The 22403-nt window shown below is 73.4% G+C and carries 20 protein-coding genes; 13 read left to right on the top strand and 7 right to left on the bottom strand.

Translation table 11 applies throughout. The features are described 5' to 3' along the window. The first annotated feature begins 14 nt into the window (after positions 1-14). Positions 15-578 carry an SOUL family heme-binding protein gene (locus ACLQ26_RS09070; RefSeq protein ID WP_425744012.1) on the top strand — a complete coding sequence of 188 codons (564 nt, stop codon included), beginning with the start codon at positions 15-17 and terminating at the stop codon, positions 576-578. Here ACLQ26_RS09070 and ACLQ26_RS09065 read toward each other — a convergent pair whose 3' ends face one another. Then, the gene (locus ACLQ26_RS09065) at positions 579-2987 is read right to left on the bottom strand and encodes an FtsX-like permease family protein (protein WP_425744011.1); all 2409 of its coding nucleotides are present in this window, start codon (positions 2985-2987) and stop codon (positions 579-581) included. Next, positions 2981-3745 (bottom strand): ABC transporter ATP-binding protein, encoded by a 765-nt coding sequence (locus ACLQ26_RS09060; protein WP_425744010.1) that lies wholly within the window; start codon positions 3743-3745, stop codon positions 2981-2983. The genes ACLQ26_RS09065 and ACLQ26_RS09060 overlap by 7 nt, the downstream gene beginning before the upstream one ends. A gap of 169 nt (positions 3746-3914) precedes the next feature. Between ACLQ26_RS09060 and ACLQ26_RS09055 the strand changes: the two genes are divergently transcribed. From ACLQ26_RS09055 to ACLQ26_RS09045, 3 genes are read left to right on the top strand one after another with little or no spacing between them, the layout of a single operon-like run. Then, positions 3915-5072, top strand: coding sequence for a sensor histidine kinase (locus ACLQ26_RS09055; protein ID WP_425744009.1), 1158 nt, complete (start codon positions 3915-3917; stop codon positions 5070-5072). After that, positions 5069-5752, top strand: a complete 684-nt coding sequence (locus ACLQ26_RS09050) for a response regulator (protein ID WP_425744008.1) — start codon at positions 5069-5071, stop codon at positions 5750-5752. The genes ACLQ26_RS09055 and ACLQ26_RS09050 overlap by 4 nt, the downstream gene beginning before the upstream one ends. Before the next feature lie 30 nt (positions 5753-5782). Continuing rightward, on the top strand, positions 5783-6322 hold the full coding sequence (locus tag ACLQ26_RS09045; RefSeq protein ID WP_425744007.1) for a DUF1697 domain-containing protein: 540 nt from the start codon (positions 5783-5785) through the stop codon (positions 6320-6322). A gap of 32 nt (positions 6323-6354) precedes the next feature. Here the strand turns inward: ACLQ26_RS09045 and ACLQ26_RS09040 are convergent, their stop codons facing one another. Further along, positions 6355-7332, bottom strand: a complete 978-nt coding sequence (locus tag ACLQ26_RS09040) for an MBL fold metallo-hydrolase (RefSeq protein WP_425744006.1) — start codon at positions 7330-7332, stop codon at positions 6355-6357. A 154-nt stretch (positions 7333-7486) separates the two neighbouring features. Beyond that, positions 7487-8401, bottom strand: coding sequence for a serine hydrolase (locus tag ACLQ26_RS09035; RefSeq protein ID WP_425744005.1), 915 nt, complete (start codon positions 8399-8401; stop codon positions 7487-7489). A 51-nt stretch (positions 8402-8452) separates the two neighbouring features. On the opposite strand from ACLQ26_RS09035, the gene ACLQ26_RS09030 reads away from it, so the two are divergent. Both ACLQ26_RS09030 and ACLQ26_RS09025 read left to right on the top strand, forming a co-directional pair. Continuing rightward, entirely contained in the window at positions 8453-9412 is a 960-nt protein-coding gene (locus ACLQ26_RS09030) for a LysR family transcriptional regulator (protein ID WP_425744004.1), read from the top strand. A 96-nt stretch (positions 9413-9508) separates the two neighbouring features. After that, entirely contained in the window at positions 9509-10360 is an 852-nt protein-coding gene (locus tag ACLQ26_RS09025) for an aldo/keto reductase (protein ID WP_425744003.1), read from the top strand. Between the two features lie 67 nt (positions 10361-10427). Here ACLQ26_RS09025 and ACLQ26_RS09020 read toward each other — a convergent pair whose 3' ends face one another. Next, positions 10428-11270 (bottom strand): helix-turn-helix transcriptional regulator, encoded by an 843-nt coding sequence (locus ACLQ26_RS09020; protein ID WP_425744002.1) that lies wholly within the window; start codon positions 11268-11270, stop codon positions 10428-10430. Between the two features lie 102 nt (positions 11271-11372). Here ACLQ26_RS09020 and ACLQ26_RS09015 point away from each other — a divergent pair, with 102 nt between their 5' ends. Then, positions 11373-12125: an SDR family oxidoreductase gene (locus tag ACLQ26_RS09015; protein WP_425744001.1), complete on the top strand. Its 753-nt coding sequence runs from the start codon at positions 11373-11375 to the stop codon at positions 12123-12125. An 85-nt stretch (positions 12126-12210) separates the two neighbouring features. Further along, entirely contained in the window at positions 12211-13197 is a 987-nt protein-coding gene (locus tag ACLQ26_RS09010; protein WP_425744000.1) for an aldo/keto reductase, read from the top strand. A gap of 24 nt (positions 13198-13221) precedes the next feature. Here ACLQ26_RS09010 and ACLQ26_RS09005 read toward each other — a convergent pair whose 3' ends face one another. Then, entirely contained in the window at positions 13222-13737 is a 516-nt protein-coding gene (locus ACLQ26_RS09005; protein WP_425743999.1) for a GNAT family N-acetyltransferase, read from the bottom strand. Positions 13738-13921: 184 nt separating this feature from the next. Here ACLQ26_RS09005 and ACLQ26_RS09000 point away from each other — a divergent pair, with 184 nt between their 5' ends. Together ACLQ26_RS09000 and ACLQ26_RS08995 are read left to right on the top strand one after the other, a co-directional pair. Further along, a complete protein-coding gene (locus ACLQ26_RS09000) occupies positions 13922-14935 on the top strand; it encodes an ATP-binding cassette domain-containing protein (RefSeq protein WP_425743998.1) in 1014 nt (337 codons plus the stop codon). Further along, positions 14932-15789, top strand: coding sequence for an ABC transporter permease (locus ACLQ26_RS08995; protein WP_425743997.1), 858 nt, complete (start codon positions 14932-14934; stop codon positions 15787-15789). Before ACLQ26_RS09000 ends, ACLQ26_RS08995 begins: the two co-directional genes overlap by 4 nt. A gap of 22 nt (positions 15790-15811) precedes the next feature. Here ACLQ26_RS08995 and ACLQ26_RS08990 read toward each other — a convergent pair whose 3' ends face one another. Beyond that, positions 15812-19240 carry an AAA family ATPase gene (locus ACLQ26_RS08990; RefSeq protein WP_425743996.1) on the bottom strand — a complete coding sequence of 1143 codons (3429 nt, stop codon included), beginning with the start codon at positions 19238-19240 and terminating at the stop codon, positions 15812-15814. Between the two features lie 102 nt (positions 19241-19342). On the opposite strand from ACLQ26_RS08990, the gene ACLQ26_RS08985 reads away from it, so the two are divergent. Genes ACLQ26_RS08985 through ACLQ26_RS08975 form a run of 3 tightly spaced genes read left to right on the top strand, consistent with a single transcriptional unit; the run spans position 19343 to position 22384 of the window. Further along, complete coding sequence (locus ACLQ26_RS08985) at positions 19343-19882, top strand: PadR family transcriptional regulator (protein WP_393294067.1); 540 nt, start codon at positions 19343-19345, stop codon at positions 19880-19882. Next, positions 19879-20598 carry an ABC transporter ATP-binding protein gene (locus tag ACLQ26_RS08980; protein WP_425743995.1) on the top strand — a complete coding sequence of 240 codons (720 nt, stop codon included), beginning with the start codon at positions 19879-19881 and terminating at the stop codon, positions 20596-20598. Before ACLQ26_RS08985 ends, ACLQ26_RS08980 begins: the two co-directional genes overlap by 4 nt. A 1-nt stretch (position 20599) precedes the next feature. Beyond that, positions 20600-22384 carry an FtsX-like permease family protein gene (locus tag ACLQ26_RS08975; protein ID WP_425743994.1) on the top strand — a complete coding sequence of 595 codons (1785 nt, stop codon included), beginning with the start codon at positions 20600-20602 and terminating at the stop codon, positions 22382-22384. The last annotated feature ends 19 nt before the right edge of the window (positions 22385-22403 follow it).

Here is a 22403-nt window from a genome sequence, read left to right as displayed (position 1 = left end):
CCTGGGAGCGCGCGATGACCGAGCAGCAGCCGTACCGGGTGGTGTCCCGACACCCCGGCTTCGAGCTGCGCCGCTACCCGGCCCACCTGGTGGCCGAGATGCGGATCCAGGCATCCTTCACCCGGGCGCCGATCGAGGCGTTCCGGCCGCTGGCCGCCTACATCGGGGGCGCCAACCGGGCCCGGCACCCGATCGGGTCGGCCGCGCCGGCGCTGTCGGCGGCCAGCGACTCGGAGAAGATCGCCATGACCGTGCCGGTGGTCCAGATCGAGGGCGAGTGGCCCGGCGCGTACCTGATCCAGTTCGTCATGCCGGCCACCTTCACGACTGCCACCCTGCCCGAGCCGGTGGACGCCCGGGTGTGCATCCACGAGGTCCCGGCACGCCTGGCGGCGGCGATCCGCTTCTCCGGCCGGTGGACTGAGCGGGCGTTCAGCCAGCGGGCCACCATGCTCGGTCGGTCGGTCACCGCCGCCGGGCTGCAACCCACGGGCGCGATCAGGTACGCGCGCTTCGACCCGCCGTGGAAGCCGTGGTTCCTGCGCCGCAACGAGGTCGTGCTGCCGGTCGTGGAGTAGCTAGCGCGCGGGGCGGTGCCGCAGTGACCGCCACGTCGGCACTGCGCTCGCCAGCGCCGCGAGCAGCAGGCACAGCCCCACCACCCCGGCCACCACCGACCACGGCACCACCAGGTCGACGGGGGCGCCGACCTGCTCGGCGAGGCCGGCGCGAATGCTGAGCAGACCGACGAACGCGACAGCCCCACCGAGCAGCGCACCGATCATCACCACCAGGGCGGACTCGGCCGTGACCAGCCAGATGACCTGCCGCCGGGTCGCCCCGGCCAACCGGATCAGCCGAAGGTCGGCGGCTCGGCCGGCGGCGGCCAGCAGCAACGTGTTGGCCACGGCGATGGCGCCGTAGCCGGCCGACACACCGATCAGCAGCAGCGTGAAGAGCCAGACGAGACGGTCCTCGGCGGCGTCGGCCTCGGCCGCCCAGGTGGCGACGTCGACGACCCGTGCGCCGAGCGGAGGCTCGATCCGGTCCCGGACGTACACCGTGGACGTGAGCGCCGACGGGTCGTGCGCCCGCACCACGGCCCGGGGCAGGAGCAGATCGCCGGGGAGCGAGTCGTCGGTGACCACGGCGACGACGCGCAGCGACACCGGCGTCCCGTCCGCGAAGACCACCACGTACGGCTCGGTCGGCCGCAGGTTCGCCGCGGCGGTCACCACCACCGTGTCGTCGCCGCGCAGGTCGTCGAGCGTGCCGGCGACGACTGTGAGCGCTCGGTTCGCGGCGGCGAAGCCGGCCGGGTCCACACCGAGCGCGGTAAGTGGCCGGTCCGCAGGCCCGGTTCCGGGGTCGGTGCGGAAGACGGTGGTCGGCAGGAGAGCGGTGCCACCGGTCGCGGCGACGGCCCGGTCCGACAGTCCCGGCGCCCGGTCGGGCACGACGATCCAGCCGGCGTTCACGTTGTCCGCCCGTCCTGCCGCGTACGCGGCGGTGGTGGTTCGCACCATTCCGGACACCAGCACCGCGAAGGCGACCGTGAGCAGCACCGGGGCGGCCGTCGACGCCGTCCGACGGGTCGCGGTGAGCGCAGCGCCCCGGACCAGCATCCCGATCGCGCCGCCGGAGCGCCGCACCGGAGACCGCAGCAGTCGCACCACCGGCCCGACCACCGCCGGGGAGAGCACTGTGGCGCCGGCCACCAGCGCCATCACCGCGTAGAGGGCGTACTGCGCCGCGACGCGGGCCTCGCCGGCGGTCGCCGTCCCGACGCTGAGCGCGACCCCCGCCGCGACGAGCAACGCCCCGGTGACGACGCGGGGCCGTCCCATCGGCCGTTGTTCCACAGCGGCCTCGCGCAACGCCTCCAGGGGGCGGACCCGCGCTGCCCGGCGCGACGCCGACCAGACGGCCAGCAGCGCGATCACCGGCCCGGCGGCGAGCGAGACCGCGACCGGCCAGGGGGCGTACCGGACCCGGAAGGTCGTCGGCTCGAACCCGACGTCGACCAGGAGTCGACCCAGCAGCGGGGCGAGCGCCGCGCCGACCAGCAGGCCGACGAGCCCTGCCGAAGCGCCGACGACGAGCGCCTCGACGTGGACCATGCGGCGAACCTGACGTCCGGTGGCGCCGACGGCACGCAGCAGGCCCAGCTCACGGCGACGTTGGGCGACGGTGAACGCGAAGGTGGAGGCGACGACGAACACCGTGACGAAGCCGGCGAGAACAGCCGTACCGGTGAGCACCTGCATGCCGATCCAGCGGATGCGGGCGTCGTCGCGCGGCTCCAGCGCGCTCCGCGCGTCGCCGGTAAGCACCCTCCCGTCCGCGCCGACGACGCCACGGGCCGCCGCGGCGACCCGCTCGGGGTCCGCGTCCGCCGTGAGCACCAGCCCGATGGCCCGGACGCCGGGCGCGAGCGCGGCGGCGACCTCGTCCGCGACATGGACGCCGGGCCCGTCGACCAGACCACTGACTGTGTACGCCTCCGGACCCGCCGCCGTCAGCAGGGTGACAGGCGCGCCCGTCCGCAACCCGAGCGCACTGTCGACGACCACCTCACCGGGCCGGCGGGGCGGCTCGCCCGCCGTGCGGCGCAGCCCACCGAGCTGGGCGCTGGACCAGCCGTGCCCCTGGTGGGCGTCCTTCCGCCCGGCGTCGGCGGCCGAAGGCCGTCCGTCGACGAGCGGCTGGGCGTAGAAGGTCCGGTCCGGCACCGCCGCCGCGACACCGGGCAGGGCGGCCAGCCGGCCGACGAGTTCCGCCGCGGCCGTTGCGGACCAGGGCCGGGTCGGCACGAACGAGTCGGCCGGCGCACCGGCCTCGGGGCTCTGCACCACTACCGCCGCCCGCGCCAACCGGTCCGGCACCTGCGGACGTCCGGAGGCGAGCAGCAGGGTGGCCGCCGACACCAACGCGACTCCGACGGCGACGGCCACGAACGCGCTGGCCGACCGCCGGACGCTCACCACGACGGCTCCGCGGTCGCCCGCGTCGGGACCGTCTCCCGTTCGGCGATCCGTGCGGCGACGGCGGCGGCGGTGATCCCGCCGGTCAACTCGTCGACGACACGACCGTCGGCGAGCAGGAGGACCCGGTCGGCGTACGCGGCGGCGGCGGGATCGTGGGTCACCATCACGACTGTCTGCCCGTGGTCGTCGACGAGCCCGCGCAGCAGCCGGAGCACCTGCCGGGACGCGGCACTGTCCAGTGCCCCGGTCGGCTCGTCGGCGAACACCACCACCGGACGGGTGATCAACGCACGGGCCACGGCGACGCGCTGCTGCTCGCCGCCGGACAGCTCACTCGGCCGATGCCCGGCCCGATCGGCGAGGCCCACCGCGTCGAGCGCGGCGGCGACGTCCCGAGCCGGTGGGCGGCGGCCGGCCAGACGCATCGGCAACTCGACGTTCTGCGCGGCGGTCAACGTGGACACCAGGTTGAACGCCTGGAACACGAAGCCCACGCGGTCGCGCCGCAGCCGGGTCAGCTCGTCCTCGCCGAGGTCGTCGAGGCGGGTTCCGTCAATCGTGACGGTCCCCTCGGTCGGGCTGTCCAGCCCCGCCGCACAGTGCAGCAGGGTGGACTTTCCCGAGCCCGAGGGGCCCATCACCGCCGTGAACGTGCCGCTCGCGAAGCTCGTGGTCACGCCGTCGAGCGCCGTCACCTGCCGGGTTCCGGTGCCGTACACCGCGCGCAGCCCCGTCAGGGTCACCGTGGATGTGGTCATGACCGTTACGGTGCCGGTTGGGGCGGGTGCGGCGCGTCGTGCCGGCGCGGACACTTTCCGGCCCGCCCTCGGTAGGAGGCGGAGGCCCGCAGGCACGGGCGGATCGTCCTCGGGGATGACCCCCCACGGGTGGACGCGGTTCGGCCCGCCGGCCGATACGGTCGGACAGGTGACCGCTCTCCTGTTGACCCGGCGGCTGCGGCCGGTGGACCTGTACGTCGTGGACGCCGTACTCGCCGTGGCGGTCGGTGGGCTGCTCTGCCCGTACGCGGCACTGGAGTCACCGTTGCGCGGCGGCGTGCACGAGCCGCTCTGGGTGTCGGTGCTCGTCGGGATGGCCCTCGGCCTGCCGCTGGCCGCCCGCCGACGCTGGCCGATCCCCGTCGCCGTCGTGATCAGCGCCGTCACCACCGTCGCCCTGATCACCGGTGTGATCCCCAATTTCGCCGCAGCCGCGCCGGCCCTCGCCATCGGTCTGTCCTTCTACACGGTGGCCGTGTCGACCACCACGCGCCGCTCGCTGCTCAGTGCCGCCGGTTGTCTCGCTCTGGTGAGCGTCGCCCTGGTGCTGACCGCGGGCGACCTCTGGTCGCGGACCGGCGCGGTCGTCTACGCCGCCGTCATGATCGCGCCGGCCTGGGTGATCGGCTGGCTGCTCCGGGAGCGACGTGCCCTCGCCGCCCGGCAGGGCGAGCACCTGGTCCGGCAGGCCGCCGCCGAGGAGCGGTTACGGGTGGCACGGGAGCTGCACGACGTGGTCGCGCACACGCTGAGCCTCATCGTGGTGAAGGCGGCCGTCGCCAACCATGTCGCCGAGGCCGATCCCCGTGAGGCGGGGGCCGCGCTGCGGGTGATCGAGGAGACCGGCCGCACCGCGCTCACCGACGTCCGTCGCGTGCTGGGCGTCCTGCGCGAGGGCACCCCGTACGCCCCGACGCCGGGCCTGGACGAGTTGCAGGTGCTCGCCCGGCAGGCGGCGATCGGCGGTGTCGACGTCCGACTCGACGTCCGTCGGGAGGAGTCGATCGGTGCGGTGCCGGAGTCGGTGGGCCTCGCGGTGTACCGGATCGTGCAGGAGGCGGTGACAAACGTGGTGAAGCACGCGGCACCGGCCGCCTGCCGGGCCACGGTGACCGTCACGCCCGACGAGGTACGGGTGGAGGTGACCGACGACGGCCGACGGCCGGTCCTGACCGGCGGCGAGGGGCACGGGCTGATCGGCATGCGGGAACGGGTGGCGTTGCACGGGGGCGAATTCCGGGCCGGGCCGCGCTCCGACGGCGGCTTCGCGGTGACGGCCAGCCTGCCCTACCGGGTGGCCGCGTGATCCGGGTGCTGATCGCCGACGACCAGGCCTTGCTGCGCGGCAGTTTCCGGCTGCTCGTCGATCTCGCCGGGGACTGCACGACTGTCGGCGAGGCGGGCACCGGCGTCGAGGCCGTCGCGTTGGCCGGTCAGCACCGACCGGACGTGGTGTTGATGGACGTCCGGATGCCGGAGATGGACGGCATCGAGGCGACCCGGCGGATCTGCGCCGACCCGGCGACGGCGGGCACCCGGGTCGTCATCCTGACCACGTTCGACCTGGACGAGTACGTCTACGGGGCGCTGCGCGCGGGCGCCAGCGGGTTCCTGCTCAAGGACACCCCACCAGCCGACCTGCTGGCGGGGATCCGGGTGGTCGCCGCCGGTGAGGGCCTGCTCGCGCCGACGGTGACCCGCCGCCTGATCGACGAGTTCGCGCGTCGGCCGGAGCCGGCCCGGCCGCTGCCCCGGCAGCTCGGCGGGGTGACCGACCGGGAACGGGAGGTGCTGGCGCTGATCGCCCGGGGCCTGTCCAACGCGGAACTGGCCACGCACCTCAGTCTCAGCCCGGCCACAGTGAAGACGCACGTCGGACGGTTGCTGACCAAGCTCGCGGTCCGCGATCGGGCGCAACTGGTCATCGTGGCGTACGAAACGGGCCTGGTGGGTCCCGGCGGACCACGGTCGGTCGACCTACGCTGAGCGGATCACCCGCGCCCTCAGGAGGAGCCCATGACCCGTTACGTCGCCCTGCTGCGCGGGGTCAACGTCGGCACCACCCGGCTCGCGATGGCCGACCTGCGCCGGATCGTCACCGACCTGGGCCACGACGACGCGAAGACGTACCTGCAGAGCGGCAACGTGGCGTTCGGCAGCACCGTGCGCGATGCGGAGAAGCTGGCCGCCGGGATCGAGCGGGCGCTCGCCGACGAGCTGGGGCTGACCGTGCCGGTGCTGGTGCGCAGCGGCAGGGAGTTGGCGGCGGTGGTGGGCGGCAACCCGTACGCCGAGGTCGAGGACGATCCGACGCGCCTGCTGGTGGCGTTCCTGGCGACCCCTCCGAAGAAGACCGTGGTGGACGCGCTCGCCGTGCCGGGCGGCGAGAACGTGTCGTTCACGGTGACCGGCCGGGAGGTGTTCCTGCACTTCCCCGACGGCGGCTACGGCCGGTCGAAGTTCACAAACGCGTACCTGGAGAAGAAGCTCGGCGTGGTGGCCACCACCCGCAACTGGAAGTCGGTGCGTGCCCTGGCGGAGCTGGCCGCCGGCTGACCGGGCGGGCGCGGGCGCCCGCCCGGATCCGGTCAGAAGTGGTACGCGGTCTCGTACTCGGGCACCAGCACCCGGCTGCGTGGCGAGATCCGACGCACCGCCGCGATCATGTCGTCGAGCCGGGCGCGATCGGCAGGTGCCACGACCGGCGGGTTCTGCAACGGCGTCTCGAAGTTGTCCCAATGCACCGGCACGACGACCTTCGGGTAGTCCAGACCGGCCAGCAGCCGGGGCAGGTAGTCGCCGGTGGTGGTGGCGCTCTGCATCGCCACCATCGCCACGTCCGGCGCCAGGCCGCTGAGGTTGCGCTCGGCCACGTCGCTGGCCCCGGTGAAGTAGACCGACGGGCCGCGCTCGACCCGCAGCAGGTATCCCAGCGTGTCGCCCTCCGGGAGGTCCGCGATGGTCGCGGGCCGCGCAGGCTGGCTCACCCGCACCCCGGGGAAGGCCACGGAGTACGACGCGTTGCGGCTGTGCAGCGAGCCGACCACCTCGATGCTGTGGTCGCCGAAGTCGAGCACCTCGCCGCCCTTCACGGCGCTGAGCTGCGTCGCCGGCACCCCGTAGGCCAACCCCAGGTGATACGCGGTGAGCGTGCCGAACACCCGCGCGCCGGTGCGCCCGGCGATGTACGGGACGTCCATGAAGTGGTCCCAGTGGGTGTGCGTGACCAGGACTGTCGTGGCCCGGTCGACGCGCGGATCGATCACGTCGGTGCGCACCGTCAACGGGGCGTCGGTCTTGAACGCGCCGGTGAACAGTCCGGTGTCGATGCGGCTGAGGAACGGGTCGACCAGGACGGTCCGGTCGGCGATGTCGACGCGCCACCCGGCCGTACCCCACCAGCGGAAGCTGACCGCGCCGGTGCGGCGGCCGGCGGGTGCCGGCGCGGCGGTAGGCGGCGCGGCCTGGGCCGGGGTGGTGGAGGTGGCGGCGAGGCCACCGGCCGAGACCAGGGCGGTGGTGGCTGCGGCGTCGCGCAGGAAGCGACGGCGGTCGAGGTTGGACATGCGGATCTACTCCCCGTGTTCGGGTGATCGGTCGACACGAGCCAACCAGCGCCACCGCGTCCCGGTCCAAGATCGAACGCTGCCACCTCCGATACGTGCCGGCATATCGTGCCTGTTCAACGACTGCCTGTCGGCGCTCGGGCGCGCGGAAAACTCAGCCGCCGCGCAGCGCCTCTACGGCCGTGTGGGCGGCCTTACCCATCGCCAGGTCCACGTCGATCCGGCGCGGGGTCAGCTCGTCGGCGCGGGCAAAGACGGCGATCGCGTACCGGCCGCCGTCGGGGTATTCGGCGACGCCGGCCTCCAGGTGCAGGCCAGGCAGGGTGCCCGTCTTGCCGGACACGCGGACGCCTGGCGGGAAGCCGGCCGCGAGCCGGGTCCAGAAGATCTGCCGGGCCATCCAGGCGCGGACCATCGCGCAGGCCGCCGCGGACCCGGCCTCGTCCCGCCAGATCAGGGTGAGCAGTCGGGTGATCTCCCGGGCGGTGCTGCTTGTGGTGTGCGCGGGGTCGAAGACCCGCATCGCGCGGACCCGTTCCGGCGGCAGCGTCGGGAAGATCCGCGCGAACTCCGCCTCGGTCCGTGCGCCCACGTCGGCGAGCATCAACTCGACCAGCTCCCGAGGACCGCCGAGGACACGGGTGCGGGTCAACCCCAGCTCGGCGGCGAGCATCGGCAGCAGGTCCGGGCCGACCCGACGCAGCAGCAGGTCGGCGGCCGTGTTGTCGGTGACCGACATGGCGAAGTACGCCAGGTCGCGCAGCGACACCTCGGCGTCGTCGGCGCAGCCGGCCAGCCCCCACCCGCCGAGCCGGTCGGCGGCGGTGACCACCACCCGTTCGGTGGGGTCGAGTTGGCCGGCGTCGACCTGCCGGGCGAACTCCAGCACCAGCAGGATCTTGAAGATCGACGCGATCACCACCTGCTCGTCGGCACGCACCCCGACCTGCCGGTCCACGGCGCCCACGTCCACCGCGTCCGCGTCCACCGCGTCCAGGTCGACGACGTGCAGGCTGGCCGTCACCCCGACGCCCGCGAAGATCGCCTCGATCCGCTCCCCCACATCCACCCGGGCACGGTATCCAGTGGCGGTGTTCCGCCGCTGGCGTAGGGTCCGGCCGTGGACCTGCTCCGGCACCTGCGGCACTTCGTGGTCGTCGCCCACGAGCTGCACTTCGGGCGGGCGGCCGAACTGCTGGGGATGGCCCAGCCGCCGTTGAGTCAGTCGATCCAGCGGCTGGAACGGGAGCTCGCGGTCGAGCTGTTCGACAGGTCCCGCCGCCAGGTGCGGCTCACCACCGCCGGCGGCCTGCTGCTCGCCGAGGCGGAGGAGTTGCTCGCCGGCGAGGGCCGGCTGCGCAACCTCATGGGCCAGGTCCGCGCGGGCGAGCTGGGCGTCCTGCGTGCAGGTGTGCCGCCGGAGACCCCGGCGGTGACGCTGCGCGCCCTGCTGGACCAGCTCACCGGCCGAGCGCCGGGCCTGGACGTGGAGCTGCACGAGCTGACCACCGCCGAGCAGGTACGGATGCTCACCGAGCGGACCCTGGATGTCGGCCTCGTGCACCATCCGGTCGAGGCGGACGGGCTGCGCTTCGGCGCCCCGGTGGACGTACCCCTCGGGGTGTTGCTGCCGCGGACCTCGCCGCTGGCCCGTGGCCGGGAGGTGCCGCTCGCGGCGCTCGCCGGCCTGGACCTGGTGGCCGCGCCCCGGGCCACCGCCCCGGGCTGGCACGACCACCTGCTCGCGGTGTGCCGGCGGCACGGGTGGCGCCCGGCGCGGGTGCGGCCGGCACGCAACCCGGAGTTCCTGTTCGGGCTGGTGCTGGCCGGTGGCGGCGTGGCCGTGGAGCCGGCGACGCTGGCACGCCGGGAACCCCGAATCGCGTGGCGGCCGATCGCCGACACCTCGCTCGCGAAGCGCACCTCGGCGGTCTGGCCGGAACGGGCCGCGCACCCGGCGGCGCCGATGGTCGGGCAGCTGGCCGCCGAGGTGCTGGCCGTCGCCGAGCCGGCACCGACCACGCCGCCCTCGGTGCCGGCGGAACGGCCCTGGCCGGTGTTGTTCGACACGACCGGGTGAACCGGGCCGACGTTGCGCTCGTCACCACGTGTTGGGCGGTGGATCCTTCGCCCGCCGGGTATGGATGACGGATACCGAAGACGCGAAGGAGCCGCAATGGCGAACACGATTCCTGACATCAGCCTGAACGACGGCACGACCATCCCGCAGCTCGGCTTCGGGGTGTTCCAGATCGAGCCGAAGGACACCGTCGCGGCGGTGACCACGGCGCTGGAGACGGGCTACCGGCACATCGACACCGCCGAGATGTACGGCAACGAGGCCGAGGTCGGCGAGGCGGTCCGCGTCTCCGGCCTCGACCGTGGCGACGTCTACGTGACGAGCAAGCTGAACAACGGCTTCCACCGCCCGGACGACGCCCGCAAGGCGTTCGACTCGACGCTGTCGGCGTTGAAGATGGACTACATCGACCTGTTCCTGATCCACTGGCCGTTGCCAACGCTCTACGACGGCGACTACGTCTCGACCTGGAAGGTGCTGGAGGAGTTCCAGCGCGACGGTCGGGCCCGCTCGATCGGCGTGTCGAACTTCCAGGTGGCGCACCTGCGGCGGCTGGCCGACGAGGCGAGCGTGGTGCCGGCGGTCAACCAGATCGAGGTGCACCCGTACTTCTGCAACGACGAGGTCCGCGCCTACGGCCTCGAGCACAACATCCTCACCGAGGCGTGGTCGCCGATCGCCCAGGGCAAGGTGCTGACCGACCCGACGATCGTCGACATCGCCGAGCAGCTCGGCCGCACCCCGGCGCAGGTGGTGCTGCGGTGGCACGTGCAGCGCGGCGACATCATCTTCCCGAAGTCGACCACGCCGAAGCGGATCGAGGAGAACACCCGGATCTTCGACTTCGGGCTGGACGACGCGGCGATGGAGCGGATCACCGGGCTGGACAAGGGTGAGGCCGGGCGGACCGGCCCGAACCCGGACACCTTCGCCTACGTCCCCCGCTGACGCTCGATGGGTGGTGCTGCCGCTCGGTCCGCGCGCTGACCGAGCGGCAGCACGCTCGCCCTCGGGGTCAGGAGCCGACGCGCTCGGCCAACCGGCGGAACACCGCCTGGGTCGGCGAGGCCGGCTCGGCGACGTAGACGATCAGCCGCTGCTCGGTCTCCGGCACCAGCAGCACACGGCACTCGAACTCCAGAGGCCCCAGCTCGGGATGCGCCACCCGCTTCACGATGGGACGGCGCTCCTCGACGTCGTGCTCGGCCCACAGCCGGGCGAACCGGGGCGAGGTGCCGAGCAGTTCGGTGACCAGCTCGCGGATCGCCGGATCCGCCGGGTAGCGGCCGTAGGCGGCCCGCAGGTCCGCCACCGTGCTCTGCACGAACCGGCGTGCGTCGGCGTCGGTCCAGTGGGCGTCGGTCATCGGCTGCCGGAACGTCCAGCGGATCATGTTGCGCTCCGCGTCCGGCACGGCCGCGAGATCCCCCACGAAATACGTGGCCAGACGGTTCCAGGCCAGCACGTGGTACGCGGCGTCGACGAGGTACGCCGGCGACGCCGCCATGGCGTCGAGCAGGTGCCGCAGTCCGGAGGTCACCTCCCGGCTCGGGCCGACGGTCGAGGGCGCGTTCTCCCCGGCGATCCGGAACAGGTACTCCCGCTCGTCGCGGCTCAGCAGCAGCGCCCGGGCCATCGCGGCGAGCACCTGCCGGGACGGGTGCGGGCCACGGCCCTGCTCCAACCGGATGTAGTAGTCGATCGACATCCCGGCGAGCTGGGCGACCTCCTGCCGACGCAGCCCCGGGGTGCGCCGACGGATCCCGTCGGGGAGGCCGACCTCGGCGGGGCTCAGGCGGGCGCGGCGGGTGCGCAGGAACGCCGCCAGTTCGTCACGTCGCAGGCCGCTGCTCGTCATCCCACCAGCATGCCCCGGGCGGGGCCGGCCAGGGTGGTACCGCCGGTCCCAGCCTCGGCCCGCCCCTGTCCACGGGCCGCCGCCGGGGTGAGGCTCGACGGCATGACGAACATGGTCGCCCTGATCACCGGGGCCAACAAGGGAATCGGCTTCGCCACCGCACGACAGCTCGGTGGCCTCGGGATGACAGTCCTGGTGGGCGCACGCGACGCCGAGCGCGGCCGGGCCGCGCAGCAGGAGCTGCGCGACGGCGGCGTGGACGCGGTGTTCGTGCCGCTTGACGTCACCGACGCCGGGTCGGTGGCCGCCGCCGCGAAGTTTGTGGAGGCGGAGTACGGCCGGCTGGACGTGCTTGTCAACAACGCCGGCATCATCCTCGCCGACGGTGCGCGAGGGCTGCCCAGCGAGACGACAGTGGCCACGCTGCGCCGACTGTACGAGACGAACGTCTTCGGGGTGGTGACGGTGACCAACGCGCTGCTGCCGCTGCTGCGCCAGGCGCCGGCCGCCCGGATCGTCAACGTCTCCAGCGAGGTCGGCTCGATCGCGGCGATGACCGACCCGGACAGCGCGCTGAACGAGTTGACCTCCGTGCCGTACCCGTCGTCGAAGGCGGCGCTGAACATGCTCACCGCCATGTACGCCAAGGAGCTGCGCGACACTCCGATCAAGGTGAACGCGGCGAACCCCGGCTACTGCGCCACCGACCTGAACGGCAACAGCGGCTTCCGCACCGCCGAGCAGGGCGCCGAGGTGAGCGTGCGCCTGGCGACGCTGCCGGCCGACGGGCCGAGCGGGCTGCTGTGGGGCTTCCAGATGGACGCCGGCGGCGGGTACGGCGTACTCCCCTGGTGAGAGACGTGCGCTTGACCTGGAGCGCACTCCAGCCACCAGTGTGGTCCTCGGGCGCCCACCGGCAGGGCGCACGGAAGGAGATCCCATGCGGTACCGCACGATCGGCACCGACCCGGCGACCCGGCGCGAGGTAAGCGTGCTCAGCCTCGGGGCCATGCTGTTCGGCAGCGCCACCGACGAGGCCACCTCGTACGCGATCCTCGACCGGTACGTCGAGGCGGGCGGCACGTTCATCGACACCTCGGACAACTACGCGTTCTGGGTGGACGGCTCGCAGGGCGGGCAGAGTGAGGAGCTGCTCGGGCGATGGCGGCGCAGCCGGGGCATCGGCGCCGAGATCGTCATCGCCACCAAGCTGGGTGCCCGCCCGCTGGCCCCCGGCACCAGCTACCTGGACAACGCCGAGGGCCTGTCGGCGAAGGTGATCCGCGAGTCGGCGCAACGCAGCCGCGACCGGCTCGGCGTGGAACGGCTGGACCTGCTCTACGCGCACATCGAGGACCGGACGGTGCCGCTCGCCGAGACGGTGGAGGGCTTCGCCGAGTTGGTCGCCGATCAGACGGTGGGCCTGCTGGGCGCGAGCAACCACCGGGCGTGGCGGGTGGAGCGTGCCCGGGCGCTCGCCGCAGCCGCCGGCCTCCCGGGGTACGAGGTGCTCCAGTACCACCGCAGCTACCTGCCCAACCGCACCGACCTGGCCAGCGAGCTGGACCCGGACGGCGAGCCGGGCGGCGTCGGCGGCGACCTGCTCAGCTACCTGCGCGCCGAGCCGGAGCTGACCCTGGTGGCGTACTCGCCGCTGCTCAAGGGGGCGTTCACCCGGTCCGACAAGCCGCTCGGCCCGGCGTACGACCTGCCGAGCGCACCCCGGCGGCTGGCCGCCCTGCGGGAGGTGGCGGGGCAGACCGGCGCGACCGTGAACCAGGTGGTGCTCGCCTGGTTGCTGGGCGGTGACCTGCCGTCGATTCCGCTTGTGGGAGCGTCCTCGGTGGCCCAGTTGGAGGAGAGTCTGGCCGCCGTGGAGCTGGAGTTGACCGCCGAGCAGCGGCACCGCCTCGACACCACCTGGTGACCGGCGACGGCCGCCCCGCCCGGCTCAGTCGTCGGTCGGCGGGGCGGTCAGGTCGAGCTGCCAGTCGTTGGCACGCATCAGGTGCCCGGGCGGGTACTCGAAATTCGTCTCTCCGAGCAGGGTGAAGCCCGCCTTGCGGCAGACCGCGTTCGAGGCGGGGTTGTCGACCGACGGGTACGCGTGCGCGTGGCGACGGTCCCGTCGGGCGCGCGCCACGTCGAGAGCCGCGCGCACCGCGGCGGTGGCCAGCCCCTGCCCCCGGTACGCGGGCAGCACCGCCCAGCCCAGCTCGTACACCTGCTGGTCGCGCCACTCGCGGGCCCAGTAGCCGACGCTGCCCGCCCGCACGCCGTCCGACAGCACCACGGTGAACATGCACCCCTGCCCGCCCTCGGCGAAGTGCACGTACCTGTCATGCCGGGCGAGCACCTGCTCGTCGGTCTCCGGGCCGCCGGTGTGTCGGCGCGTGTCAGGCGAGTTGAGCTGCCGCAGCAGATCGAGATCATCCTCGTGCCACGGCTCGATGCGTACCTGCGCCATTGCGTCCCCTTCGTCGACCCCAGTCAAGCCGATCCCACCGACATTTCGGTCCGAAACAGCACCCGCTAGATCCGATCTAGCGGGCGTCGGCCGTCACCTCGCGCCCTTGCGGTGGGCGGCGTCGTTGATCTCACCAACCACGGCGCTGCGCGTCTGTGCACACGTCGGACGAGAGGTACGAGTCATGAATAGACGCTCCACCGGCCTGGCCATCGAGGCCGAGGGACTCACCCGATCGTTCGGGGAGACCCGGGCGCTGGCCGGCATGGACCTGCGGGTGCCCGCCGGGACCGTCTACGGCCTGCTCGGCCCGAACGGGGCGGGCAAGACCACGGCGGTCCGGGTGCTGGCGACGCTGCTGCGCCCCGACGGCGGCACCGCGCGGGTGTTCGGGCACGACGTGGTCACCGAGGCCGACAAGGTCCGCAGCCGGGTCAGCCTCACCGGCCAGTACGCCTCCGTCGACGAGGACCTGACCGGTACGGAGAACCTGGTGCTCCTCGCCCGCCTGCTCGGCCTGCGCAAGCCGGCCGCCCGCGAGCGCGCGGCGGCGTTGCTCGCCGCGTTCGGTCTGACCGAGGCGAGCGACCGCCAGGTGAAGAAGTACTCGGGTGGGATGCGGCGGCGCATCGACATCGCCGCGAGCATCCTCAACACCCCCGACCTGCTCTTTCTCGACGAGCCGACGACGGGTCTCGACCCGCGCAGCCGCAACCAGGTGTGGGAGATCGTCCGGGCCGTGGTGTCGCACGGGACGACAGTGCTGCTGACCACCCAGTACCTCGACGAGGCCGACCAGCTCGCCGGCCGGATCGCTGTGGTCGACCACGGCCGGGTGATCGCGGAGGGCACCCCGGGCGAGCTGAAGTCGTCGGTCGGCTCCGGCACCGTCCACCTGCGACTGCGGGACCCCGGTCAGCGTCCGCAGGCCGAGCTGGTGCTCCGCGAGGCGCTCAACGTGCCGGTGCAGCTCGCCGCGGATCCGGTCGCGTTGACCGCCCGGGTCGGCGAGGCCGGCACCGACCTCGATGCCAGCGCGCAGGCCGCCCGCGCGCTCGGTGACCTGGCCCGCGCCGGCATCGTCGTCGACGACTTCTCCCTCGGCCAGCCGAGCCTGGACGAGGTCTTCCTGGCCCTGACCGATCATCCGGCCGTGTCGGCCGACGAGCGCGACGACGAGCTGGAGGCAGCCCGATGAGCGACACCACCACCACCACTACCGAACGGGCGCCGTCGGTCTACGTACCGTCCGCCGAGGCGCTGGCGACGGTCCTCGCGCCCGGCGCGCGACCGCCCCGACCCAGCGCGCTGGGCGCGTCGCTCACCTTCGGTTGGCGGGCCCTGCTGAAGATCAAGCACGTGCCGGAGCAGCTCTTCGACGTGACCGCGTTCCCGATCATCATGGTGCTGATGTTCACGTACCTGTTCGGTGGCGCCCTCGCCGACAGCCCGCGCGACTACCTGCAGTTCTTCCTGCCCGGCATCATGGTGACAAGCGTCGTGATGATCACCATGTACACCGGCATCGGCCTCAACACCGACATCGAGAAGGGCATCTTCGACCGCTTCCGGACGCTTCCCGTCTGGCGGCCGGCCGCCCTGGTCGGCATGATCTTCGGCGACGTGCTGCGCTACATCCTCGCCGCCCTGGTCATCCTCGGCGTCGGATTGGCGCTCGGTTTCCGACCCGACGGCGGCGTCGCCGGGGTGGCTGCCGGGATCGGGCTGCTGGTGGTCTTCTCGTTCGCGTTCTCGTGGGTGTGGACGTTCTTCGGGCTGATCCTGCGCAGCGAGAAGTCGGTGATGGGGGTCAGCATGATGGTGCTGTTCCCGCTGACGTTCCTCAGCAACGTCTTCGTCGAGCCGAGCACCATGCCCGGCTGGCTCCAGGCGTTCGTGAAGGTCAACCCGGTGACGCAGCTGGTGGCGTCGGTGCGCGCGGTGATGGCCGGCGACTCGGACCCGTCCGCCACGATGTGGCTGCTGGCGTGGAGCGTCGGCTTCGTGCTCGTCTTCGGCACGTTGACCATGTACAGGTACAACCGCCGCTGACCGTGCACCTCGAAGCACCGGATCAGAGCCGCCAACGCAACGGCTCGGGAGGCAGGTAGCGGCAGGTGCTGCCGGTGGAGACGGATTCGCGCAGGTGACCGCCGAGCGCCGGATGACGTTCGTCGACCTTGCGCAGCGTGTCCCGGATCCGCGCGGTGACCGTCTTGCGGGCCCGCTCGGCCTCGTCGCCCAGCCGCCGGCTCCGGCCGGCCAGCCCCGCCGCGGCGCGCAGCTCGCCGAGCAGCGCGCCGCGTTCGGCGTCCAACGCGGCCGCCCTGCGCTCGTCGCCGCGTGCGGCGGCCCGGTCGATCTCGTCGTCGAGGCGGGTCAGGTGCCGCCGGTAGCGGGCCTTCGCCTCGTCGTCGAGGACCGGATCGCCGCCCATCCGGCGGGCGGCCACCAGCTCCGGTCCGGCGGCCGGGTCGAGCAGCTCCACCGCCGGCACGTCACTGCCCGGGCGGCTCAGCAGCAGGTGCAGGTCGTGCAGACCCTTGGCGTCGGGCAGGTGCGCCACGACTCCGGCGTACGCGAGCTGCCAGACCGGCCCGTCGCGCCGGAACGCGTACCCCTCGACCGGCGGGTCGGGCGGCGTCACCCGACGCCGCCCGACGGCCTGGCCCGCCTCGGCGGCCTCGCGCGGGAGGGCGACCCGGTCGGGCCCGGCGGCCCCGCCCGGGAGCGCGACTCGGCCTGGCTCGACGGTCCGACCCGGGAGGACGGCTCGGCCCGGCCCGGCGTCCTGGGCACGGCCGGTGAGCTGTCCCGGCTCGGGGCGGGCCGGTTCCGGGGCGGCGAGCCGGAGGAGCACCTGTCGCATGCCGAGGGCGGTGGCGTCCCGTGCGGTCGTGGCGCGCAGCTCGGCAAGCGTCGCGGCGTCACCCGGGCGGTCGCGGCCGGCCAGGGCGTTCACCAGCCCGGCGCGGGCGATGAGCGACCAGGGTCGGGAGCCCATCCGGTCGGCGGCCTCGCGGGCCGCCGTGAATCCGGCGATCGCGTCGTCCCAGCGCTCCTCGGCGGCGTCGACCACGGCGAGCCAGTGGTCGACGGGCCCGCTGATGTCGCAGCCGAAGAGCGCCACCGCCCACCGCCCCCGGTGCGGGGTCAGCGCGGCCCGCGCGTCACGACAGCGCTGCGGGTCGCGGGACGCGGCGGCGGCCTGCGCGCGCAGGCGCAGCCACAGCGGTGACACCGGACGCGGGTAGCGAATGTCGGCGGCCTCGATGACGGCGGTCAGCCGCACCGCCGTCTCGTCGTCACCGCGCTCGGCCGCCGTGATCGCCGACAGCAGCTCCCGGTACGGGTAGTCGGTCGGTGCCCACTCGCGCAGCAGCGCGTCGATCTCGTCGAACCGGCCCTGCAACAGCAGCCGGGCCCAGCGCAGGTGATGGCCCATGAAGGCGAACTCGGCATGCCCCGGGTCGGACAGGTCGGCGATGACCGTGAACCGCTCGTCAGCCTCGGCGAAGTCACCCCGGAACGCGGCGATGATCCCGCCGTCGACGGCCGCCGCCATCCGGGGGCGGGCCAGGTCATCCTGCTGGCCGGCGGTGACGAAAGCGGTGAACTCCTCGACGAAGCGCGGGTCGCCCAGTTCCAGCAGCGCCACCCAGCGCAGCGAGGTGGCCCACAGCTCGGTCTCCCGGTCACCCGAGCGGCGGGCCACGTCCCGGATCTCGGAGGTGAGCGCGGCTCGTGCCGCTGCGGTGCCCAGACCCCAGGTGGTGTCGTGGCGGGCCCACAGACTGAACGTGAGCGCCTCGTCGTCGCGGCCGGAACGGGCGATGGTCTCCGTCGCGGTGATCAGATCCGCCACCAGTGTGCCTACCGACGCGGTGGCGGCCGGCTCGCCGATCAACCGCTGGTACGCATCGCGTACCAGGTCCGCGGTGTCGACCGAGTGGATGGTGTCCACCTGACGGGAGCGGTGCACGGTGAGCGCGACGCGGGCCAGCAGCACCGGGTCGTCGAGCGTGCGGGCCAGCGTCGCGGCCTCGGCGAGCAGGCGTACGGCCTCGTCCCGACCGGCGTGGTGATATTGCACCTCACCGAAGTCGACGAGCAGCCGCACGCGCTGCGCCCGATCCTCGACGACCTCCAGCGCCCGGCGGAAGTGCACACCCGCCTCGTCGGCGGCGAGCCGGGCGAACGCGTCCCGCCCGGCGGCGACCAGCAAATCGACGACCCGGGCCCGGTCGAGCGCGGGGCCGGCCAGGTAGGCGTGGCGGGCCAGGTCGGCCGGGATCAGCCGGTCGGTCAGCGCCGTCGGCGGGTCCACCGCTCGGACCACCGCGGCGTGCCGGGACTGCCTGTCGTCGGCGGTGAGCCCGTCGTAGAGGGTCTCCCGGACGAGGTCGTGGGCGAAGGCGAACCGGCCGCCGCCCCGGGAGACCACCAGCCGGGCGGTCACCGCCTGGTCGAGCAGGCGGTCGAGCTGCGCCGCCGGGGCCGCCGCGCTGGCCGCCAGGACCTCCCGGTGGAACTCGCGGCCCAGCACGGCGGCGACGGTAAGCGCCTCGACCACCGTCGCGGGCAACTGGTCGAGCCGCCGGCGCACCGCCTCCCGTACGCCGGGCGGGATGGTGCCTGTCGTGCCGTCGGCGTGCCACAGCCGGGCGGTCTGTTCGACGAAGAAGGGGTTGCCGCCGGTACGCCTGTGCACCTCGTCGGCCAGGTCGGCGTCGGGCTCCCGTCCGGCGGTGCGCGCCATCAACGCGGCCACCTCGTCGCGGGTGAGGCCGGTGAGGGTGATCGTGGTGGCCTTGGCGACCAGCGGCATCAGCAGCGGGCGCAACGGGTGCTCGCCCGCCTCGACCTCCGCGTCGCGGTACGTGCCGATCAGCAACAGCCGCTCGAACCAGGTGTGCTGGGCGGCGAACGCCAGCAGCCGCAGGGAGGCCGGGTCGGCCCAGTGCAGGTCGTCGAGGACGACCACCACCGGCCGGTGCTGGGAGACCGCGACAAGCGCGGCGGTCACCGCGTCGTACAGGGCGAACGCCTCCTGGTCGGCGACGTCCCGGCTGTCGTTTGGGGCGGGCCATGCAGCGGCGTCCGGACCGTCGTCCCGGCCGTCGTTCGGGGCGGGCCAGGCGGCGGCGAGGTTGGGCACGTCGCCGGTGCTGGTCTCGCCGAGCAGGGCGGCGAGGGCGGGCTCGGCGTCCGGCCGGGCGAGCGCCCAGTCGTCGGCGGAGCGCCGCAGGACGCGCAGCACCTGCACCCACGGCCAGTAGCCGGGGGCGCTGTCGGAATCCCAGCAGGCCGCGCCGAGCACGAGCGCCCCGCGCCGGCGGGCCTCCCGGGCCACAGTCGTGACGAGGGTGGTCTTGCCGATGCCCGGCTCACCGGTGACCAGGACGAGACCGCCGTGGCTGGTGGCGGCCCGATCCAGCTCGGCGCGCAGCAGACCCGCGGGATGATCCCGCCCGATGATGGCGTCGCCGCCCCGCGCGTCCATGGTCCCCAGACGGTACTGGACCCCACCGACGCGGAGCGTCGAGATTTGACAGCGCTATAGCTAGCGGTTATCTATTAGCGATCTAGTCGAGGGGCGTGCCGGATGCAGGACGTGGTGCTGGCCATGCTGGCCAAGGAGCCGGCGCACGGCTACGAACTGCGCAGCCGGATGCGCGGCGCGCTCGGTCCCCTCGGCGAGGCGATGAACGCGGGGCAGATCTACGTGACCCTGGCCCGGTTGGCGAAGGCCGGCCTGGTGACCTCCGAGCGGGCCGACGGTCTGCCGGACCGCCCGGACCGCCGCGTCTACGCGTTGACCCCCGCCGGGCAGCAGCGGGTGGCCGGCTGGCTGACCGAGGTGAGCTGGCCGAAGCCGGACCTCGCGGAATTCCACCTGAAGCTGGTGGCCGCGGCAGCTGCCCGGCTGGCCGATCCGGTCGCCCTGGTGGACGCCCAGCGGCGCGAGGTGCTGCGCAGGCTGCGCGACGCCCAGCGGGCGGCTTTGGAGCGGTCGGTGGATCCGGTCGCCGGATTGCTTGTGGAGGGCGTCGTGTTGCGGCTGCGGGCCGACCTGGAGTGGCTGGAGGCGTGCGAACGCATGTGGACCGAGCGCGGTCGAGCGGGACGGAGGGCGGGGGCGTGAACGGGTCGATGGCGTTGCGGGCGCGCGGACTCAGCAGGTTCTACGGCTGGGACAGCGCGCTGGTCCGCGCGGTCGACGACGTGGACCTGGACGTGCCCACCGGGCAGGCGGTGGCGATCATGGGTCCCAGTGGGTGCGGCAAATCCACACTGCTGCACCTGCTCGGCGGGCTGCAGCGCCCCACCGACGGCGAGGTGTGGCTTGGCGACCGTCGGATCGACACGATGAGCGAGCGGGCCCTGGCCCGGTTGCGACGCGACACCATCGGCCTCGTGTTCCAGTCCTTCCACCTCATGGACGAACTCACCGCCGTGGAGAACGTCGAGGTGGCCGCGCTGCTGGCCGGTCGGTCACCCGGTCAGGCCCGTCGACGCGCCCTGCACCTGCTCGACCAGGTCGGGCTGGCCGATCGTGCCTCGCACCTCCCCTCGGCGCTGTCCGGCGGCCAGCGTCAACGCGTCGCCATCGCCCGCGCGCTGAGCAACGAACCGCAGATCGTGTTGGCCGACGAACCCACCGGCAACCTCGACAGCGCCGCCACCCTTGAAGTGCTGCGGCTCTTCGAGGACCTGCGCGGCGCGGGGCAGACAGTCGTGGTGGTCACGCACGACGCCCGCATCGCGGCGGTCGCCGACCGGGTGATCTCCATGCGGGACGGGGCGTTCGCCGACGACAGCATGCTCGCCGGCGCAATCGGTCACGACGGGACGCACTGACGTGGCGGGTCGTCTGCTGCTCGTGTGTCGGCTGCTGATGCGGGACCTGCGTCGGCACCGGACCGAGACCGTGCTGCTGCTGGTCGCCATCACCGCGGCGACCGCGACGTTGACCCTCGGCCTCACCCTCAACGAGCTCGTCACCCGCCCGTACGAGCGGACCCGGGCCGCCACCGCCGGCCCCGACCTGGTCGTCGAGACGGGTTTCACAGGTCCGCGTGCCCTGGACGCGCTCGCACCACTGACCACCCTGCCCGGCGTCAGCGAGCACAGCGGACCGTATCCCCTTGCCTTCCTGGCTCTGACCGTCCGCGACACGACCGTCCGGGTCATCGTCGAGGGCCGCGACGGTACGCCGGCCGCCGTCAACCGCCCGGCCGTCACCGACGGCACCTGGGTACGCCCCGACGGCGTGGTCGTCGAGCGCACCTTCGCCGACGCCCTCGGCATGCGCCTCGGCGACACGGTCCGGGTCGGCGGTCACCCGCTGCACGTGACAGGCTTCGCGGTGACCGCCGCCAGGCCGGTGTACCCGCAGGTCCACTGGCACCTGCCGGGCTCGAACCTGGTGGAGAAGGGCGGCCTGGTCTGGGTCGACGGTCGTGACATCGCCGCCCTCGCCGGGGATCAGCCGCGGTCGTACACGCTGAACCTCAGACTGACCGACCCGGCGGCCGGCGCCGACATCGTGGACCCCTCGGGCGGCAATCCCCGCTTCCGCGGTTGGAGCTTCCGCTCGGCGCAGGACATCGCCAACAGCAGTGGTCGGCAGAACGGGCAGGCCGAGACCGCCCTGGTGGTCGGCAGTTGGCTGCTGACCGGCCTCGCGGTGGTCGGCGTCGCGGGTATCGTCGCGGGCCGTGTCATCGCCCGGCGCCGCCGGGTGGGACTGCTCAAGGCCGTCGGCGCCGGGCCCGCCGTGATCGCCGCCGTCCACCTCGTCGAGTACCTCGTGATCGCGCTCGCCGCCGCCGGAGCCGGCCTGGCAACCGGCTGGCTGGCGGCACCCCTGCTGTTCCGTCCGAGCGCCGGATTCGTCGGCTCGGCCGGTCTGGATCCGCCGTTGCGGGTGGTGGTCACCGCCACCGCGTTCGCCCTCGCGATCGCCGTCGCGGCGACCCTGGGGCCTGTGGTCCGCGCCGCCGCCACCAGCACCACCCACGCGCTGGCCGACGCCCCCACCCCACCACGCCGTCGGCGGTGGGCCATCCGGCTGTCGCGCCGGCTGCCCACCGCTCTCCTGATCGGAGTACGCGTCAACGCGCGCCGGCCACACCGTGCCCGGCTCGTCACCGTGAACACCCTGATCACCACGGCCGCGCTGGCCGCCGTCCTGACGATCCTGGCGCAGGACGACGATCCGCTGAACCTGGGCTATTCAGAGCTTCCCGACCCCCGCAACGAGCGAACCCTCCAGGCCATGGTCATCGTCGCCGGAGTGGCGTGCTTCCTCGCACTGCTCAACACCATCGTGAGCACCTGGACCGCGGTCCTCGACACCCGGCATCCGCTGGCGGTCGCCCGTGCGCTCGGCGCGACTCCCGTCCAGGCCGGTGTGGGCCTGGCCGTGGCGCAACTCCTCCCCGCCGTACCCGGCGTGGCCGCCGGGATCCCCTTGGGCATCGGGTTGTACCTGTTCTTCGATGGCGAGCGGTACCCACCCGCTGCCTGGACGCTCTCCACGGCGTTCGGAGTCCTGCTCGCGGTCGCCCTGGTCACCGCGATACCCGCTGTCGCCGCGGCACGCCGCCCAGTCGCGGACACCCTGCGGTCCGCGGTGACCTGACCACGGCTGACCGCCCGGT

It is taken from the genome of Micromonospora sp. DT43 (assembly GCF_049841645.1).
GTDB lineage: Bacteria > Actinomycetota > Actinomycetes > Mycobacteriales > Micromonosporaceae > Micromonospora.
This window is presented reverse-complemented; position numbering and strand designations above follow the sequence as displayed.

Excerpts from the sequence above, each read along its gene's own strand:
- ACLQ26_RS08995 (WP_425743997.1), top strand. The coding sequence starts at position 14,932 with ATGAGCGACACCACCACCACCACTACCGAACGGGCGCCGTCGGTCTAC.
- ACLQ26_RS09040 (WP_425744006.1), bottom strand. The coding sequence starts at position 7,332 with ATGTCCAACCTCGACCGCCGTCGCTTCCTGCGCGACGCCGCAGCCACC.
- ACLQ26_RS09025 (WP_425744003.1), top strand. The coding sequence starts at position 9,509 with ATGGCGAACACGATTCCTGACATCAGCCTGAACGACGGCACGACCATC.
- ACLQ26_RS08990 (WP_425743996.1), bottom strand. The coding sequence starts at position 19,240 with ATGGACGCGCGGGGCGGCGACGCCATCATCGGGCGGGATCATCCCGCG.
- ACLQ26_RS09005 (WP_425743999.1), bottom strand. The coding sequence starts at position 13,737 with ATGGCGCAGGTACGCATCGAGCCGTGGCACGAGGATGATCTCGATCTG.
- ACLQ26_RS09060 (WP_425744010.1), bottom strand. The coding sequence starts at position 3,745 with ATGACCACATCCACGGTGACCCTGACGGGGCTGCGCGCGGTGTACGGC.
- ACLQ26_RS09010 (WP_425744000.1), top strand. The coding sequence starts at position 12,211 with ATGCGGTACCGCACGATCGGCACCGACCCGGCGACCCGGCGCGAGGTA.
- ACLQ26_RS09015 (WP_425744001.1), top strand. The coding sequence starts at position 11,373 with ATGACGAACATGGTCGCCCTGATCACCGGGGCCAACAAGGGAATCGGC.
- ACLQ26_RS08985 (WP_393294067.1), top strand. The coding sequence starts at position 19,343 with ATGCAGGACGTGGTGCTGGCCATGCTGGCCAAGGAGCCGGCGCACGGC.
- ACLQ26_RS09045 (WP_425744007.1), top strand. The coding sequence starts at position 5,783 with ATGACCCGTTACGTCGCCCTGCTGCGCGGGGTCAACGTCGGCACCACC.
- ACLQ26_RS09000 (WP_425743998.1), top strand. The coding sequence starts at position 13,922 with ATGAATAGACGCTCCACCGGCCTGGCCATCGAGGCCGAGGGACTCACC.
- ACLQ26_RS09020 (WP_425744002.1), bottom strand. The coding sequence starts at position 11,270 with ATGACGAGCAGCGGCCTGCGACGTGACGAACTGGCGGCGTTCCTGCGC.
- ACLQ26_RS09070 (WP_425744012.1), top strand. The coding sequence starts at position 15 with ATGACCGAGCAGCAGCCGTACCGGGTGGTGTCCCGACACCCCGGCTTC.